This is a genomic window from Vibrio sp. SCSIO 43009 (assembly GCF_023716525.1).
Lineage (GTDB): Bacteria > Pseudomonadota > Gammaproteobacteria > Enterobacterales > Vibrionaceae > Vibrio > Vibrio alginolyticus.
Map to the genome: position 1 here is coordinate 2,873,785 of NZ_CP071842.1, position 18,788 is coordinate 2,892,572.

General features: G+C 46.8%; 7 protein-coding genes and 1 pseudogene. 5 read left to right on the forward strand and 3 right to left on the reverse strand.

The window, feature by feature from the left end; translation table 11 throughout:
- From arcB to mnmL, 3 genes and pseudogenes are all read right to left on the reverse strand, one after another.
- Positions 1–2,355: an aerobic respiration two-component sensor histidine kinase ArcB gene (arcB, locus tag J4N43_RS13345; RefSeq protein WP_005381826.1), complete on the reverse strand. Its 2,355-nt coding sequence runs from the start codon at positions 2,353–2,355 to the stop codon at positions 1–3.
- A gap of 237 nt (positions 2,356–2,592) precedes the next feature.
- Positions 2,593–4,337, reverse strand: a pseudogene (locus J4N43_RS13350) (sensor domain-containing diguanylate cyclase).
- Positions 4,338–4,372: 35 nt separating this feature from the next.
- Positions 4,373–5,332 (reverse strand): tRNA modification radical SAM protein MnmL/YtqA, encoded by a 960-nt coding sequence (gene mnmL / locus J4N43_RS13355; RefSeq protein ID WP_017633631.1) that lies wholly within the window; start codon positions 5,330–5,332, stop codon positions 4,373–4,375.
- A gap of 551 nt (positions 5,333–5,883) precedes the next feature.
- Between mnmL and gltB (J4N43_RS13360) the strand changes: the two genes are divergently transcribed.
- The 5 genes from gltB (J4N43_RS13360) (at position 5,884) to J4N43_RS13380 (ending at position 18,768) form a co-directional block, all read left to right on the forward strand.
- Positions 5,884–10,434 (forward strand): glutamate synthase large subunit, encoded by a 4,551-nt coding sequence (gene gltB / locus J4N43_RS13360; RefSeq protein WP_158159561.1) that lies wholly within the window; start codon positions 5,884–5,886, stop codon positions 10,432–10,434.
- Complete coding sequence (locus tag J4N43_RS13365) at positions 10,434–11,903, forward strand: glutamate synthase subunit beta (RefSeq protein WP_138938955.1); 1,470 nt, start codon at positions 10,434–10,436, stop codon at positions 11,901–11,903. Before gltB (J4N43_RS13360) ends, J4N43_RS13365 begins: the two co-directional genes overlap by 1 nt.
- Positions 11,904–12,351: 448 nt before the next feature.
- Complete coding sequence (gltB, locus tag J4N43_RS13370; RefSeq protein WP_158159560.1) at positions 12,352–16,815, forward strand: glutamate synthase large subunit; 4,464 nt, start codon at positions 12,352–12,354, stop codon at positions 16,813–16,815.
- Between the two features lie 20 nt (positions 16,816–16,835).
- Positions 16,836–18,248 (forward strand): glutamate synthase small subunit GltD family protein, encoded by a 1,413-nt coding sequence (locus J4N43_RS13375; RefSeq protein WP_005381833.1) that lies wholly within the window; start codon positions 16,836–16,838, stop codon positions 18,246–18,248.
- A 91-nt stretch (positions 18,249–18,339) separates the two neighbouring features.
- Positions 18,340–18,768 (forward strand): DUF1499 domain-containing protein, encoded by a 429-nt coding sequence (locus tag J4N43_RS13380; RefSeq protein ID WP_158159559.1) that lies wholly within the window; start codon positions 18,340–18,342, stop codon positions 18,766–18,768.
- Positions 18,769–18,788 lie beyond the last annotated feature (20 nt).

An 18,788-nucleotide genomic window follows, 5' to 3' on the forward strand; every position in this document is an offset into this window, starting at 1 on the left:
TTATTTCCTTTGTTCCAACCAACTTTTGAGGACTTGAATATCGTTTTGGTATTCATTTTTGATCTCTTCAACCCAGTCTGAAATGTTTTCCCACCATGCAGGCATATCGGGCGATTGTGCTTTTTGCGCCACACTTTGGATACGTTTCAGGCCAATTGAACCTGCAGCACCTTTGATTTTATGCGCTTCAGAAACAATCCCATCTTGATCTTTCGCTGTCATGTTCGAATCTAAGACATCGATATAGTCTGGCATCATATCTTCAAACATTTTTATGCTGTCGTAGACAGGTTTTGCACCAACAATGTCGACGTAAGACTCTAACATATCCATATCGAGCAAATGTGTCTCAATCACAGGAGAAGGCACTGGCTCTTCCACTGTTTCGGGACCGCTCACCACTTCCTTAGGTTGTTCTAACTGGTGAGCGAAGAATTTATCAATCACTGACTGAATAGCATTCACTGCCAGCGGCTTACTGATCGCATCATCCATGCCGTTATCTAAGTATTCACGACGATCTTTCATTACATTAGCAGTTAAGGCGACCAATGGAGGAAGATTGTTATAATGCTTGCGGTAATAATTGGCGACATCAAAGCCCGTCATATCAGGCAGTTGGATATCCAACAACGCTAAGTCGTATTTTTCTGGCACAAAGTTCACTAACGCTTCTTGGCCCGTCATTGCCACGGTGACAGAGTGCCCTAGGCTCTCAAGTAACGATTTAGCCACAGTTACGTTAAGCTCGATGTCTTCGACCATAAATATGTTGAGGCGCACATTGTCGCGTTTCGCATCAATGACTGGCTCAGCTAGTTCAACAATCGGAACGTGGATCGATACAGTAAAAGTGCTACCAAAGCCTTCCTCACTGGTAACCGTAATGTCACCATCCATCATATTGATCAGTTGCTTAGATACCGCCAAACCAATACCTGTACCGACCGCATGCAGGTTGTCCTTGCCTGATTTCACTTGGTAGTACATCGCAAAGATCTTATCTAGCTCTTCGTCTGGAATACCAATACCTGTGTCTTCCACTTCCATAATAATGGTCGCAAAATCGTCTTCGACATCCGCACTCACTGTCATCACAACGCCACCTTCTTTGGTGAACTTCATTGCGTTGCTGACTAGGTTCCAAATCACCTGACGTAGACGGGTTGCATCCACTTCAATTGCTTTTGGCAAGTCGCTTAAACGTTCTAAATCAAAGCGTAACCCTTTTTGTTCCGCCATCAGAGCTGAGATACTCTCAATCTCTGCGACGAAGTCTTCGAAGTTAAGTGGCGCAGGTAATAGTTCTAACTTACGGCGATCAAATTTATCCATATCGATAATATCGTTGAAGATGTTACCTAGCGTAATCGCACTCACATTGATGGTCTGCATGTGTTTACGCTGCTCTTCTGTCAACGGACTATCTAGAAGCATACGACTTAAGCCTACAATGCCATTCAGCGGCGTTCGCAGCTCATGACTGATGGTTGAGATGAAGGTAGTTTTGTCGCGGCTTGCTTTCTCTAACGACTCTTCATGGCGCTTACGTTCAGTGATATCACGACCGAACCCAACGAGACCAAGGTGGCGGCCATCTTTGCTGTAAAATGGCACTTTACGAAGCTCAAAGTAATGCTTGCGACCATCTGGGTATTCGAGCCATTGCTCGTAAGTAATCGCTTGATTATCGGCAAAAACCTTTTGGTCAGTATCAACGATATGCTCGGCGATTTCTTTGCTATACACATCCCAAGGGCTTAATCCGACTAACTGGTGCTCTTTCTTGCCCGTTAGCTCTTCCATCGCGCGGTTACAGCCAGAGAAAACACCATCCGCATTGCGGTAGTAAATTAAGTCTGGTGAGGCATCAATAAATGAACGCAGTAATGCGGTACGTTCTGCCAACTCTAATTGAGTACGTTCGCGTTGGAACACCTCATTTTCGAGGTCTTGCATCGCCTCTTCACGTGCTTCTTCCGCTTTAATACGCTCTTCAATTTCTTGGTTAAGCTTTTCAATGTTTTGTTGAAGTTGGTAATTCAGCTCTTGATCTCGCGAACGCATGTCCTTCAGTTTGGACACCAGCTTAGTTAAACGCTGGCGAGACTCTTCTAGTTGATCGACAACCACAGAGAGGAAGTAAACCGCCCAAGGGGTGATCAATAGACCAAAAAACACCGAACGGACAATGTCGATATCATCTACTCGCCCTTTAAGAGCTAAAGTAATCCCTACCTGCACCACAACAGCTAATGCCACCAGCGCAAGGGCTAGCAAAATAGAGAAGCGAACAATCCCCAGTTTGACTAGCAAGTCGACATAATACTGGGCGAGATTTTTCATGGGTTTCATTAACTACTCCATGGTGGTGGCTAGATAGCGCCATTCGATGATGAAAAACAGGTAAATGCACTCGACCTAACGCAATTTAGGTCTGTTTGATTAGTGAAAAACACACGGTGCGATCTGCGCTTGTGACACGAGATAGAAAGATAAACCAACGAGCGCACAGGCTTCTGTAAGTTTAACGTGTTTAATACGGTGATTTAAACAATCAGCTATCAACTTAGAGCAAGCGGTCACAAAGCGTTAGCAAGAACTGGGGTGAATACAGGTGCGATTACGTCCATCAGCTTTAGCTTGATATAACGCACTGTCAGCCATAGCGATGCCCATTTCGGGTTCATCACCATGCTGAGGAATGTAAGAGACCAGACCGATACTGACGGTAAGGCGTTCAGATGCTTCTGAACTGTCGTGTTCCATATCAAGCTGTAGAATTTTCTCATGAATACGCTGCGCCGTTGCGCGCACCTTCCGTGGTGGTATTCGGCAATATAAAACCAAACTCCTCGCCACCATAACGCGCAACACAATCCGAAGAACGATTGATGACTTGTGTAAACACGGTAGCGACACTGACTAACGCTTCATCACCTTGTTGGTGACCGTAGCAGTCGTTGTAATCTTTGAAAAAGTCGATGTCACATAACATGATGGTGAGCGGCAGCTTTTCCTCTAGCATGGTGGTACCACAATACCTGCAGTTGTTCGTCGAAACGGCGTCGGTTCGATACTTGAGTTAAGCTATCCATAAAGCTCAATTTTTCTAACTCTAGGTTGGCTTTTTCCAACTTTTGTTCTGCAAGATAACGCTCAGAAATATCACGCGCCATGATCAGCACACCATTCGTTCCTGATGCTTTATCTTTAAAAGGCGATTTCACCACATCAAACCACGTACTTTTACCATCACTACTCACGACTTTATCTATGTATCGAACTGGCTCTAACTGGCGTAATGCTTCTAAGTCACTGTCTGCTAAGCGCGCGTACATCTCTTTAGGAATAACGTCTTGGAGGCGCTTACCTATCAAATCAGAAATTTTTGAAATGCCTAACGCCTTAACAAAAGGCTGATTACACGCTTGATAGACCATGTTCTCATTGAAAATACCAATAGAGTCCGGACTGGCATCCAGAATCGTTTGTAAGATAGTATCTCTTTGCGCTAGCGCCACCTCTGTATCTTTGCGACGCTCCATTTCATCTCGCAGATTCTGTTGCATCTTGTGCCATTCAGTCACGTCATGACTAATAGACAGCGTACCGATAAGCTCACCACTCGGCGAAACAAGAGAGTTTTGATTGACTTCCAATAAGCAACTTCGACCTTGTGGATCCGTTGTCCATTTACGTTCGCTCTTTCTGGTCATCTCACCCAAGGCCTTGGATGCGCAAGCTTCTTCCCTTCGCCCTTGCCAGAATTGATCAAATGCTCGATTGGTCGTTAACAGATTGCCTTGGCGGTCTTGGGTACAAATTAGCTCTGAAAGTGAGTCTAATGCCGAACGTGCGATGATTAATTGGGCAAGTTCTTGTTGCTGCTCTTGGTGAGTGGCTTGATATGGCTGAGCATAAAGAATCCAAACTCGATGATTGCGCAATAAACTCTTTCTGCCTGACAGCTCCACTTTAATAGATTCACTATCAGATAGTCGCCAGTCAAAAGCCTGCTGACGAAAATGACGACTAGAGAAGCGCTCGAGAAACTGCTCAAGCTCATGAATATCGAATAAAGCAGGATACAAATACCCCGTTCCCAAAGAGCGAATGCCTAATAACTGCATCGCAGCCTGGTTAGATAGCAAGAGCTGAGCATGGCTAGTGTCCACCACTATGACTGGATAGGGAGAATCCGTTACTAGTTGCTTAAGTGACGTCTGAAAGTGCAAATAGATCAGTGCTAACGCGCACACGCCTGCGATTAACAACAAGACGACATAGCCATAACCGCCTTGACCACCCCAAAGCCAATTGAGTAACTGATCCATCGTTTAAACCTTCAAAGAACACTGGTTAAAATATATCAGTTATTTATTGAGCGATCTGCTATTAATTCCGGTTTAGTATAGATAAAGGTATTCCCCGTAAGACTCCCTTGAGCACCATGAGCACTGAGATCTCGACCAATTTCCGTCATCGCTAGCCAACGGTTTTCACACCACAGAGGCGATAATAACGTGGGCCTCCTGGCTGCTGATGAAACGCGATGATAAATCACATCTGGTGGTGTCATACGAATCATTTCACTGGCGATCGCAACATATTCTTCTAATTCAGGGGCTTCTAGCTTTCCAGCACGCCAAGCTTTCGCCATGGTGCTACCTTCGACAATATGCAAGCCATGTAACTTGATGCCATCCGTTCCCACGGCCAACACTTTTTGCAGCGTTTCAATATTTTCGGCGCGGGTTTCTTTGGGTAAACCCACAATTAAGTGAGTACAAACCTTGATTCCGAGTGTTCGAGCACGCTTAGTGATTTCGGCATAACACTCAAAGTCATGACCACGATTGATACGTTTTAGGGTGTCATTGTTGGCGGTTTGAAGACCTAGTTCTAGCCAAATTTCATAACCTTGCTGTACATAGCCCGACAGTAAATCCAATACCGCATCAGGGACGCAATCAGGACGCGTCCCCACACAAAGACCAACCATGTCTGCAGCCTTTAGTGCTTCCTCATACATGTTTTTGAGAACTTGTACCTCGGCATAGGTACTGGTGTAGGCCTGAAAATAAGCGAGATATTTCTTCGCTCTGTGAATTTCACCTGCGCGATCTTTTAACTGTTCGTGAATGCTTTTTATCTGGACTTCTTCATCTGCAAACGAAGCCACATTGCAAAATGTACATCCTCCCCGCCCAATCGTGCCATCGCGGTTAGGGCAACTAAATCCACCGTGCAATGTTAACTTATGAACCTTTTCACCGTATCGACGCTGAAGATCTTGGCCGATTGTATTGACCAACTCATGTAACTGCATAAATTCTCACCAACAATAAATCGTAATCAATCTCACTACGATCTGTGTAAATAAATTACATCCCTGCAAGAAAAAACACACAATATTAATCAATTCAAACACCCATCATGCGGGTCAAAATCAATAAACTTGCATAATTAAAGACAAAAATCGTTCATGTTGCGTAAATGTTAAACTAAAAATGCATAATTAAACGAAAAAATTGGGTCACAACGCCGAGTTTTTCATTGCATTCTGAAGTGACAAAATTGTAGGATACTTACACAACCCCGTTATTTTTGTGACTTTTATTACAAAGCACACTGCGGGATTTGTCGGTGTTATCCCACTCCTACCTATATAAATCACTAGATAGTGATAATAAATAAAGGGATACCACCAAGGATTGTTTTTCTCGCAAAACTTTTCCTGCGAGATACGGAAAGGAATCAAGACCGGTCAACCTAGATCGGTGGCGATAATAAATATAAAGGACAAGACGTAATCAATAGTCTAGGTAGTATTTGCTGCCCGGTACTTTTGCGTCGACATTGAACTGGAAGGATGTATCTATGGTAGATAGAGAGCAAAATCCACAGGGTCTGTACACTCCGGAACTGGAGCATGACGCTTGTGGTATCGGTTTTGTTGCTCACCTTAAAAACCGTAAATCTCATGAAGTAGTGACTCAAGCATTGGATATGCTGGCTCGCATGGAACACCGTGGTGGTCAAGGTTGTGACCCATGCAGCGGTGATGGTGCGGGTATCTTGCTACAAAAACCTCATGAATTCCTATTAGAAGAAGCCGTTAAGCTAGGCATTAAACTGCCTTCGTTTGAAAAGTATGGTGTTGGTGTCGTTCTTTTCCCGAAAGACGAATACAAACGCGAGCAATGCCGTGACATTCTAGAACGTAACGCACAACGTCTAGATCTTGAAGTTATCGGCTACCGCGTATTGCCAACCGATAACTCAATGATTGGTGCAGACCCACTAAGCACAGAGCCTCAGTTTGAGCATGTGTTTATCTCTGGTGGCCCTGGCATCACACCTGAAGAACTAGAACGCAAACTGTACGTGCTTCGTAACTACACAGTACGTGTTTGCCTAGAAAGCGTTTCGAACATTGGTGACGACTTCTACATTAACTCCATGTCTTACAAGACATTGGTGTACAAAGGTCAGTTAACGACCGAGCAAGTACCTCAGTACTTCCTCGATCTGCAAAACCCGACCATGGTGACTGCACTGGCACTGGTACACTCTCGTTTCTCTACCAACACCTTCCCGAAATGGCGTCTTGCACAGCCTTTCCGTTACATTGCCCACAACGGCGAAATCAATACAGTTCGCGGTAACTTGAACTGGATGAAAGCCCGTGAAGCAATCCTAGAATCAGACCTGTTTACTCAGGCTGAAATCGACATGCTTCTTCCAATCTGTCAGGAAGGCAGCTCGGATTCATCTAACTTCGATATGGCACTTGAGCTCCTAGTTCTTTCTGGTCGCAGCCTGCCACACGCATTGATGATGATGATCCCGGAAGCATGGCAAGAAAACAAAAACATGGATCCTAAACGTCGCGCGTTCTATCAGTACCACGCGAACATCATGGAACCATGGGATGGTCCTGCTTCAGTATGTTTTACTGATGGTGTTCAAGTTGGTGCGACACTAGACCGTAACGGTTTGCGCCCTTCTCGCTACACAGTGACCAAAGATAACTTCCTAGTGATGGCATCTGAATCTGGTGTTGTGGATATTGAACCAGAGAACGTAGAGTTCCGTGGTCGTCTACAACCGGGTCGTATCTTCGTTGCAGACCTAGAGCAAGGTCGCATCATCTCCGATGAAGAAGTGAAAGACACCATCGCAACGGCACAGCCTTACGAGAAATGGGTAGAAGAAAACCTACTGAGCTTGAAGAAGCTGCCAGATGCGAGCAACCAGTTCAGCCAACCTAAGCCAGAACACCTTCTACACCGCCAACAAGCGTTTGGCGTAAGCACTGAAGAAGTGAACGAAATCATCGTTCCAATGGCGAATGACGCGAAAGAGCCATTATCAGCAATGGGTGCCGACTGGCCTCTTGCGGTTCTATCTCATCAGTCTCAACATCTTTCTAACTACTTCAAGCAGCTGTTCGCACAGGTAACCAACCCACCGATCGACCCGATCCGTGAGCGTATGGTTATGTCGCTGAACACTTACTTGGGTAAAGACCAAAACCTTCTGACTGAAACACCACTTCACTGTCAGAAAGTCGAATTAGAATCGCCGGTTCTGGCGAACTCAGAGCTTGAAAAACTACGTGCGATCGATAACGAGCACCTACAAGCGAAAACGTTGGATATCGTATTCCAAGCTAGTGAAGATCAAGGCAAACTTGAGCGTGCATTAAAACGTATCTGCCAATACGCAGAAGACGCGGTTATCGATGGTTACTCAATCATCCTACTCACTGACCGCGCAGTGAATTCAAACCACGCGGCGATCCCAGCAATGCTGGCAGTTGGCGCAGTGCACCACCACTTGATCCGTAAAGGTCTACGTGCGAAGTGTGACATCGTGGTTGAAACTGGTGACGCGCGTGAAACGCACCACTTTGCAACGCTACTTGGTTACGGTGCGAATGCGGTTAACCCTTACCTAGTGATTGAAACCATCATTGAACTTCAACGTACGAAGAAGTTGGATCCAGAAGCGAACCCTCGTGATCTGTTCAACAACTACCGTAAAGCGATCAATGGCGGTCTTCTGAAGATCTTCTCGAAGATGGGTATCTCGACGCTACAGTCTTACCACGGCGCACAAATCTTCGAAGCGTTGGGTATCCACAAGTCAGTGGTCGACAAATACTTCACAGGTACGGTTTCTCGTATCCAAGGTCTTACCCTTGATGATATCGCCAAAGAAGTGCTGATCCGTCACCGCATCGGTTACCCACAACGCGAAATCCCAATTCAAATGCTGGATGTTGGTGGTGTTTACCAATGGAAACAGCGTGGTGAGAAGCACCTATTCAACCCAGAAACCATTTCTCTACTGCAAGAGTCTACGCGCAACAAGAACTACGATCAGTTCAAGCAATACGCGACTGCTGTAGATAAGCAAGGTGACAACGCGGTAACCCTACGTAGCCAACTTGAGTTCATTAAGAACCCAGCTGGTTCTATCTCTATCGACGAAGTCGAGCCAATTGAAAGCATCGTGAAACGCTTCGCGACCGGTGCAATGTCATTCGGTTCTATTTCTTACGAAGCACACTCCACACTAGCTGTTGCGATGAACCGTCTTGGCGCGAAATCGAACTCTGGTGAAGGTGGTGAAGACCCAATGCGTTTCGAGCGCAAAGAGAACGGCGATTGGGAACGCTCTGCAATCAAGCAGGTGGCTTCAGGTCGTTTCGGCGTAACCTCTTACTACCTAACTAACGCTGAAGAGCTGCAAATCAAAATGGCTCAAGGTGCGAAGCCAGGTGAAGGTGGTCAGCTACCAGGCGATAAAGTAGATGACTGGATCGGTGCAACGCGTCACTCGACTCCGGGCGTTGGCCTTATCTCTCCACCACCACACCACGATATCTACTCAATCGAAGATTTGGCTCAGCTTATCTACGACTTGAAGAACGCGAACCGCGCAGGCCGTGTAAACGTGAAGCTGGTATCAGAAGCAGGCGTAGGTACGATCGCTTCTGGTGTAGCGAAAGCGAAAGCGGACGTTGTACTAATCGCAGGTTTCGACGGCGGTACAGGTGCATCACCAATGTCTTCAATCCGCCATACCGGTCTTCCTTGGGAACTTGGCTTGGCAGAAACGCACCAAACGCTACTGAAGAACGGTCTACGTAACCGTATCGTGGTTCAAGCAGATGGTCAGATGAAGACACCTCGCGACCTTGCAGTGGCAACACTACTTGGTGCAGAAGAATGGGGCGTAGCAACCGCAGCATTAGTGGTTGAAGGTTGTATCATGATGCGTAAGTGTCATAAGAACACTTGTCCTGTTGGTATCGCGACTCAGAACAAGACGCTTCGCGAGCGCTTTGATGGCCGCGTAGAAGACGTCGTTACCTTCTTCCAATACATGGCACAAGGTCTACGTGAAATCATGGCTGAGCTTGGCTTCCGCACTATCGATGAAATGGTCGGTCAAGGTCAGAAACTGAAGATCCGCCAAGACATTTCTCACTGGAAATACAAGAACCTAGATCTGTCTCCTGTTCTCCACGTTGAGCAACCACGTGAAGCTGATGGTGTATTCAACCAAGCTCAACAGAACCACAACCTAGAAGAAGTGCTAGACCGTAAGCTGATTCAAGCAGCGATTCCTGCACTAGAGAAAGGCGAAGCGGTGAATGCCGAGTTCCCTATCGTCAACACGGACCGCTCTGCAGGTACCATGTTGTCGAACGAAATCTCGAAAGTGTACAAAGATGCGGGTCTACCTCAGCCAATGAACGTGAAGTTCAAAGGTTCTGCGGGTCAGTCATTCGGTGCATTCCTAGCTAAGGGCGTGAAGTTCGAAGTGGAAGGCGACGCGAACGACTACTGGGGTAAAGGCTTATCTGGCGGTACCTTAGTACTTTACCCAGATGCAAAATCAAGTATTGTCGCGGAAGACAACATCGTGGTTGGTAACGTGTGTTTCTACGGTGCAACTTCGGGTGAGTCTTTCATTCGCGGTATGGCTGGTGAACGTTTCTGTGTTCGTAACTCAGGCGCGAAAGTAGTAGTAGAAGGCGTCGGTGACCACGGTTGTGAATACATGACGGGCGGTGCAGCAATTATCCTAGGTTCAACAGGTCGTAACTTTGCCGCAGGTATGAGTGGCGGCGTGGCATACGTATGGGATAAATCAGGTGACTTTGAGTCGAAACTGAACCCAGAGCTAGTAGACCTAGATCCAATCGAGCAAGAAGACAGAGATCTATTACTCGACATGCTAACTAAGCATGTTCAATTCACAGGAAGTGAAGTCGCTCAGTCTTTCCTAGACAATTTTGAAGCTAGCCTAGCCTCTATGGCTAAGGTAATGCCGCGTGACTATAAAGCGGTTCTTCAAAAACGCAAAGCTGAAGCACTGTCTCAAGGAAACGAAACTCAAGTGGAGGCCGTATAATGGGTAAGCCTACTGGATTTTTAGAGCATGGTCGTGAACTACCACAGAAGATTGACCCAGCTGAACGCATCAAGAACAACAAAGAGTTCGTTCTGAACGAGGAGTTTGGTGACAAGATCAATACTCAAGCTTCTCGTTGTATGGATTGTGGCGTGCCGTTTTGTCATAACGGCTGCCCTATCGGTAACATCATCCCAGAATTTAACGACGCGGTTTATCGTGATAGCTGGGAAGAAGCTTGGAACATCCTAAGCTCGACGAACAACTTCCCAGAGTTTACTGGTCGTGTTTGCCCTGCTCCATGTGAAAGTGCTTGTGTTCTTGGTATCAACCAAGACCCAATCACTATCTGTAATATCGAAAAAACCATCGTAGAAACGGCGTATCGTGAAGGGTACGCCAAACCAAAAACACCACGCTCTCGCACTGGCAAAACCGTTGCGATCATTGGTTCAGGTCCTGCTGGCCTTGCAGCTGCTGAGCAGCTAAACAGCGCAGGTCATACTGTGACGGTATTCGAGCGAGACGAGAAAGTGGGCGGTCTACTACGTTTTGGTATCCCAGACTTTAAACTGAGCATGGAAGTCATTGATCGCAAGATCAATCTAATGGCAGAAGCTGGCATTGAGTTTAAAGTAAACCAACACGTCGGTGTTGATGTAAATGCTCAACAATTGCGTCAAGAGTTCGATGTGGTTCTACTAACCGGTGGCTCAACGGTTCCACGTGATTTGCCCGTTCCGGGTCGTGAGCTCAAAGGCGTTCACTTCGCGATGGAATTCCTAGGTCAAAACAACCGTCGCGCCAATAACATGGACCTGAAAACGGAAGAGATTCACGCAAAAGGTAAACATGTGGTTGTCATTGGTGGTGGCGATACCGGTTCAGACTGTGTAGGTACGTCAAACCGTCACGGCGCAGCAAGCGTAACTCAAGTGGAAATCATGCCGATTCCACCAGAGAAGCGCCCAGCCAATATGCCTTGGCCTCAATACCCAATGATCCTACGTACTTCGACCTCTCATGAAGAAGGTGTCGATCGTCACTGGAACATCCTGACCAAAGAGTTCATCGGAAATGACAAAGGTGAAGTCACAGGCCTTCGTCTTGCTGATATCGTTTGGCAAGATGCAAAACCAGGCGAGCGCCCAAGCTTCAAAGAAGTAGAAGGCAGCGAGCGTGTGATTCCATGTGATATGGCATTTCTAGCGATGGGCTTCCTACACCCTGAACCAACAGGCGTACTTGCTCAACTGGATATCGCACTAGACGATCGCGGTAACGTAGCAACTCAAGATTTTGCTACTAACCAAGAAGGCGTATTTGCTGCTGGTGATATGCGAACAGGCCAATCTTTGGTGGTTCGTTGTATCAATGAAGGCCGCGAATGTGCCCGTGCTATCGATGATTACCTAATGGGTGGCACAAACCTAGAAGCAAAAGCAGATTCACTGATGCTTTCTGCTTAACGAAGCAGTCATGCTTCTCTCTTTCAATTGCCTAATAGCCATCAGCAATATCGATGGCTATCGGTGAAGAAAGAAAACAATTCCTTCCAATCTTTCTATTTTGACCAGCATTTTATGCTGGTCTTTTTTATCTCCCACAGAATCAAATGTTACTTTTTTGTAACAATCAATTTTCTATCTATTTGAAATTATTAAACTATTTTAGCTTATTAAATGGTAAATCGTATATTCACGTGATGATCCACTAATAACTTGACCTTTTTTACAATAAGCTATAGCTTGTGAAGTTGATGAAAATAAAACACTCAAAAAATGTTAAATATTTCACAACTTTTACTGAATAATTATACATAAAGCTATAAAGATGACGCATAGTTAGTCATCGATATCAACGTAAGCAGTGTTGATATATCTGTCGGGATGACGGATAAGCAAAGGGAGAATTGCAATGGCTCTTTATGATCCAAGTCTTGAGAAAGACAACTGTGGATTTGGCTTGATCGCGCATATGGAAGGCGAACAAAGCCACAAGCTGGTACGTACAGCAATTTCTGCACTTGACCGCATGACTCACCGTGGTGGTATCGCCGCCGATGGTAAAACTGGTGATGGTTGTGGTCTTCTATTACAAAAGCCCGATTCCTATTTACGTCTTATTGCCGAAGAAAATGGTTTCAACCTTGGCAAGCAATACGCCGTAGGGATGATTTTCTTCAACCAAGATCCAGTCAAAGCTCAACTCGCTAAAGACATCGTCAACAAAGAACTGGCGCAAGAGACGCTAACTGTGGCTGGTTGGCGTGAAGTACCAACTAATTCAGAAGTACTCGGTCCAATTGCGGCCAACTCGCTTCCAAATATTCAGCAAGTCTTTGTCTCTGCACCGGCAGGTTGGCGCGAACGCGACATTGAACGTCGTCTCTACATCGCACGCCGTCGCATCGAGAAACAAATCACCGAAGATCCGGATTTCTACATCTGTAGCTTATCGACTCAAGTTTTGGTGTACAAAGGCCTATGCATGCCTGCGGACTTACCGCGCTTTTATCTTGATCTTGCCGATCTACGTATGGAATCTGCTATCTGTCTGTTCCACCAGCGTTTTTCTACCAACACTCAACCGCGTTGGCCATTAGCTCAACCGTTCCGCTACCTTGCTCATAATGGTGAGATCAATACCATTGAAGGTAACCGACAATGGGCACGCGCTCGTGCTTACAAGTTCTCGTCACCACTGCTGCCTGACCTACAAACTGCAGCACCGTTTGTGAACGAGACAGGCTCAGACTCGTCTAGCCTAGATAATATGCTAGATCTCTTTTTAGCTGGCGGCATGGATATCTTCCGTGCCATGCGTATGCTTGTGCCGCCAGCATGGCAAAACCACCCTGACATGGATCCGGATTTGCGTGCGTTTTACGATTTCAACTCCAAACACATGGAACCATGGGATGGCCCAGCAGGTATCGTACTGTCCGATGGTCGTTATGCTGCTTGTAACCTAGACCGAAACGGTCTACGTCCTGCGCGTTATGTAATTACCAAAGACAAGTTGATCACTCTGGCGTCTGAGGTAGGGATTTGGAATTACGCCCCAGATGAAGTTGCCAAAAAAGGTCGTGTAGGTCCGGGGGAATTGCTCGTCATCGACACTCGTAAAGGTAAGCTTTGGCAATCTAGCGAGATCGATAATGACCTGAAATCTCGTCACCCTTATCGCGAATGGATGGAGAACAACGTTCGCAAACTAACACCGTTCTCTCAGCTGCCTGAAGATCAAGTAGGTGAGCGCAGCTTTGATGAAGACTTGCTTAAGACTTATCAAAAGCAGTTTGCTATGAGCAATGAAGAAGTCGATCAAGTATTGCGTGTCCTCGGTGATATGGGGCAAGAAGCCGTCGGTTCGATGGGTGATGACACCCCGATGGCGGTTCTTTCTTCGAAAGAGCGCTTGGTGACTGATTACTTCCGTCAGAAGTTCGCGCAGGTCACCAACCCACCAATCGATCCACTGCGTGAGAAACACGTCATGTCGCTGGCGACCAGCATCGGCCAGGAGATGAACGTCTTCTGTGAAACCGATGGCCACGCGCATCGTGTAACCTTTGATTCTCCAGTACTGCTCTATTCAGACATGCAGCAATTACTAGAGCTGAGTGACGATCATTACCGTAATACCATTCTCGATATCAACTACGACCCACAACAAAAAGATCTTAAACAAGCCATTGATGATCTGTGTGAGCAAGCAGAGCAAGTCGTTCGTGAAGGCACGGTTTTAGTGGTTCTTTCGGACAGAGCCTTGGTCAAAGGTAAGTTACCAATTCCGGCAGCAATGGCAGTCGGCGCCGTTCAAACTCGTCTGATTGACGCGAACTTACGTTGCGATGCCAACATTGTTGTCGAAACCGCAACAGCCCGTGACCCACACCAATTTGCCGTCTTGCTTGGTTTTGGTGCCACTGCGGTTTACCCATACCTTGCTTATGAAGCGTTAGGTAAACTGATTGATGATAAAGCACTAGAGAAAGACTACCGCGATGTGATGCAAAACTACCAATACGGCATCAACAAAGGCCTGTACAAGATCATGTCGAAAATGGGGATCTCAACCATCGCCTCTTACCGCTGCTCACAACTGTTTGAAGCAGTTGGCTTGAGCCAAAATGTGGTCGATCTGTGTTTTAAAGGCGTCACAACTCGAATTGAAGGCGCGAATTTTGACGACTTCCAGCAAGATCTTACAAACTTATCTCGTAAAGCATGGGCGAAACGCAAATCGATTGATCATGGCGGCTTGTTAAAGTACGTCCATGGAGGTGAGTATCATGCTTACAACCCGGATGTCGTCGGCACGCTGCAACAGGCCGTTAAATCTGGCGAAAGTAACGACTATCAGAGCTTTGCTAAGCAGGTAAACCAACGCCCTGTTGCCATGCTGCGTGACTTAATGTCGCTGAAAAAATCAGACTCACCGCTGCCACTTGAGCAAATAGAACCACGCACTGAACTGTTCAAACGCTTTGACTCAGCGGCAATGTCCATTGGCGCACTTAGCCCAGAAGCGCATGAAGCACTTGCAACGGCGATGAACCGTCTTGGTGGTTACTCTAACTCGGGTGAAGGCGGTGAAGATCCTCGCCGTTTCGGTACTGAGCGTAACTCACGTATCAAACAGATTGCTTCTGGCCGATTTGGTGTAACGCCGCATTACCTGACTAATGCGGATGTACTGCAAATCAAGGTGGCACAAGGTGCGAAACCGGGTGAAGGTGGACAGCTACCAGGACACAAAGTCACCGCAGAAATCGCAAAACTGCGTTATTCGGTACAAGGCGTGACTCTGATCTCCCCTCCTCCGCATCACGATATCTATTCGATTGAAGATTTGGCCCAACTGATCTTCGACCTTAAACAAGTCAACCCGAATGCGCTGGTTTCGGTAAAACTCGTCTCCGAGCCAGGTGTCGGCACCATCGCAACGGGTGTAGCCAAGGCTTACGCTGATCTTATTACCATTTCGGGTTACGACGGTGGTACCGCAGCAAGCCCATTAACTTCGGTAAAATACGCTGGTAGCCCTTGGGAGTTGGGGTTGGCAGAGACACAACAAGCTCTGGTTGCTAATGGTCTGCGTCATAAGATCCGCCTACAGGTAGACGGTGGTCTAAAGACTGGTTTAGACGTAGTTAAAGCCGCAATTTTAGGTGCAGAAAGCTTCGGTTTTGGTACTGCGCCAATGGTCGCTATGGGTTGTAAGTTCCTACGAATTTGTCACCTCAACAACTGTGCAACTGGGGTTGCGACTCAAGACGAGACACTGCGTAAAGAATATTTCAAAGGTCTACCAGAAATGGTGATGAATTACTTCATCGGCCTGGCAGACGAAGTGCGCGGATTACTCGCCGAACTTGGCGTTGAAAAGCTGACGGACTTGATTGGTCGTACCGATTTACTTGAGGCAGTAGAGGGATTTACAGCGAAACAGACCAAGCTGGATCTATCCAATATTCTAGAAGCTCCAGTATCACCTGAGGGCCATCCGCTATTTTGGACAGAGCCAAACAAACCGTTTGATAAAGCTGAGCTCAACCAAAAGATCGTTGATGATGCCATGCATGCGGTCGAAAACAGTCAATCGGCAAGTTTCTTCTACAATGTCATCAACACTGATCGTTCTGTTGGTGCACGCTTATCTGGCGAAATAGCAAAACGCTATGGCAACCAAGGGTTGGCGGCTTCCCCTATCAAAATCTATCTTGACGGCACCGCAGGCCAGTCCTTTGGTGTTTGGAACGCAGGTGGTGTAGAGCTTTACCTCACGGGCGATGCGAACGACTACGTGGGCAAAGGCATGGCGGGTGGTAAAGTGGTTATCAAACCTCACCTTGGCACTGCATTTAAGTGTAATGAAGCAACCATCATTGGTAACACCTGTCTGTACGGCGCGACCGGCGGTAAACTATTTGCAGCCGGTAAAGCAGGTGAGCGTTTCGGCGTACGAAACTCAGGTACGATAGCCGTCATTGAAGGTGCTGGCGATAACGCTTGTGAGTACATGACTGGCGGTATTGTTGCCATTCTTGGTGCGACAGGTGTGAACTTTGGCGCGGGTATGACTGGAGGCTTTGCCTATGTTCTGGATGAGAACCAAAGCTTTGAAGGTCGAGTTAATACTGAGTCTGTCGAAGCCATCTCATTGTCCGATCTTTACATCCACCAAGAACATTTGCGTGGCCTAATTGCGGAACACCTTGAAGAAACAGGGTCGAGTCATGCTGAAAATATTTTGGCGAACTTTGATGAATGGATTCCAAAGTTCTATTTGGTGAAACCACAAGCGGCAGATCTTCGCACGCTACTTGGTCACCAGAGCCGCAGTGCCGCAGAGCTGCGTGTTCAAGCACAGTAATCATGGAGGATGTTTGAATCATGAGCCAGAACGTTTATCAATTTATCGATGTGCAGCGTGTAGATCCTGCGAAAAAGCCTATCAAAGTTCGTAAGATCGAGTTCGTTGAAATCTATGAACCGTTCACTAAACAACAGGCGACTGCACAAGCGGATCGCTGCTTAGATTGTGGCAACCCATATTGTGAATGGAAATGCCCAGTCCACAACTACATCCCTCAATGGTTAAAACTTGCTAATGAAGGTCGTATTCTTGAAGCGGTTGAACTATCGCATCAAACCAACAGCCTACCGGAAGTATGTGGGCGCGTTTGTCCTCAAGACCGCCTATGTGAAGGTTCATGCACGCTTAATGATGACTTTGGTGCCGTCACCATCGGTAACATAGAAAAGTACATTACCGACAAAGCGTTTGAAATGGGCTGGAAGCCAGATATGTCCAAGGTGGAGTGGACCGATAAAAAGGTCGCAATCATTGGAGCAGGCCCAGCTGGCTTGGCTGCCGCGGATATCCTAGTGCGCAATGGCGTTAAGCCAGTCGTGTTTGACCGCTACCCTGAAATTGGAGGCCTTCTGACCTTCGGTATTCCTTCCTTCAAGCTTGAAAAAGGCGTGATGGAAAACCGCCGCCGTGTGTTCACTGAAATGGGCGTCGAGTTCCGCATGAACATGGAAGTAGGCAAAGATGTCCAAATGCAAGAGCTACTTGATGAATACGATGCTGTTTTCTTGGGCGTTGGCACCTATAAATACATGCGTGCAGGTCTAGATAATGAAGATGCGCCGGGTGTGTATGACGCGCTGCCATTTTTAGTTTCGAACACCTACAAAGTCATGGATCTTGAGAGTAACCAACCCTTTATCGATATGGCAGGAAAGAAAGTCGTCGTACTGGGTGGTGGTGATACAGCAATGGACTGCGTTCGTACCTCAATTCGCCAAGGTGCCTCCAACGTAGTTTGTGCTTATCGTCGTGATGAGGCCAACATGCCGGGATCTCGTCGCGAGGTAAAAAACGCAAAGGAAGAAGGCGTGAAGTTCATGTTCAACCTTCAGCCTTTGGGAGTGGAAGTGGATGCGTCAGGCAAAGTCTCGGGGGTCAAAGTGGTGAAAACCGCACTTGGTGAACCTGATGAAGCGGGTCGCCGACGTCCAGAGCCCGTTGAAGGCAGCGAGCACGTTCTACCAGCAGACGTTGTTATCATGGCGTTTGGTTTCCAGCCGCACAAAATGGACTGGTTAGCACCGTTTGATGTCGATTTGGATCAATGGGGTCGTATCAAAGCCCCAGCGAAGCAAGAGTTCCAATTCCAGACCAGCAATGAAAAGATCTTCGCGGGTGGCGATGCGGTACGAGGTTCTGATCTTGTCGTAACCGCAATTGATGAAGGACGAAAAGCGGCAGAAGGCATTCTCGATTACCTAGAAGTTTAATCTCAGCTAACCTCACAAAAAGGGTCCTGTTATTGGATCCTTTTTCTTTTGTATCCATATAATTAGAAACAAAATTATAAGAGTAAATATAATGAAAAAAGCCGCTCTCCTTTCCATTACTTTGCTCGGCTTAACCGCTTGTAGCCAAGGAGTCACAACCATGACGGATCGTTCTCAATCACCTTGTGGTGACAAACCAAACTGCGTCTCCACCCAAGACACGCGAGAAAAATACAACCTAACGCCATTTATCTTAGTTGATTCAGCGAACATCGACGCTATTGAGCAAGTTGCGCTTGAACTGCCAGGCGCGAAAACCGCGGTGAAAGAAAGCAACTACCTTCGTATCGAGTGCACATCTAAAATCATGCGCTTCGTGGATGACCTCGAACTAAAAATAGCAGGAGACCAACTGATTGTGCGCTCGGAATCTCGTGTGGGCTACTCTGACTTTGGCGTAAACAGAAAGCGCGCCGATCAATTACGACAAAAGCTCACTCAAGCTAAGCTCATCAAATAGAAAACTGCCAACGGGGAGTG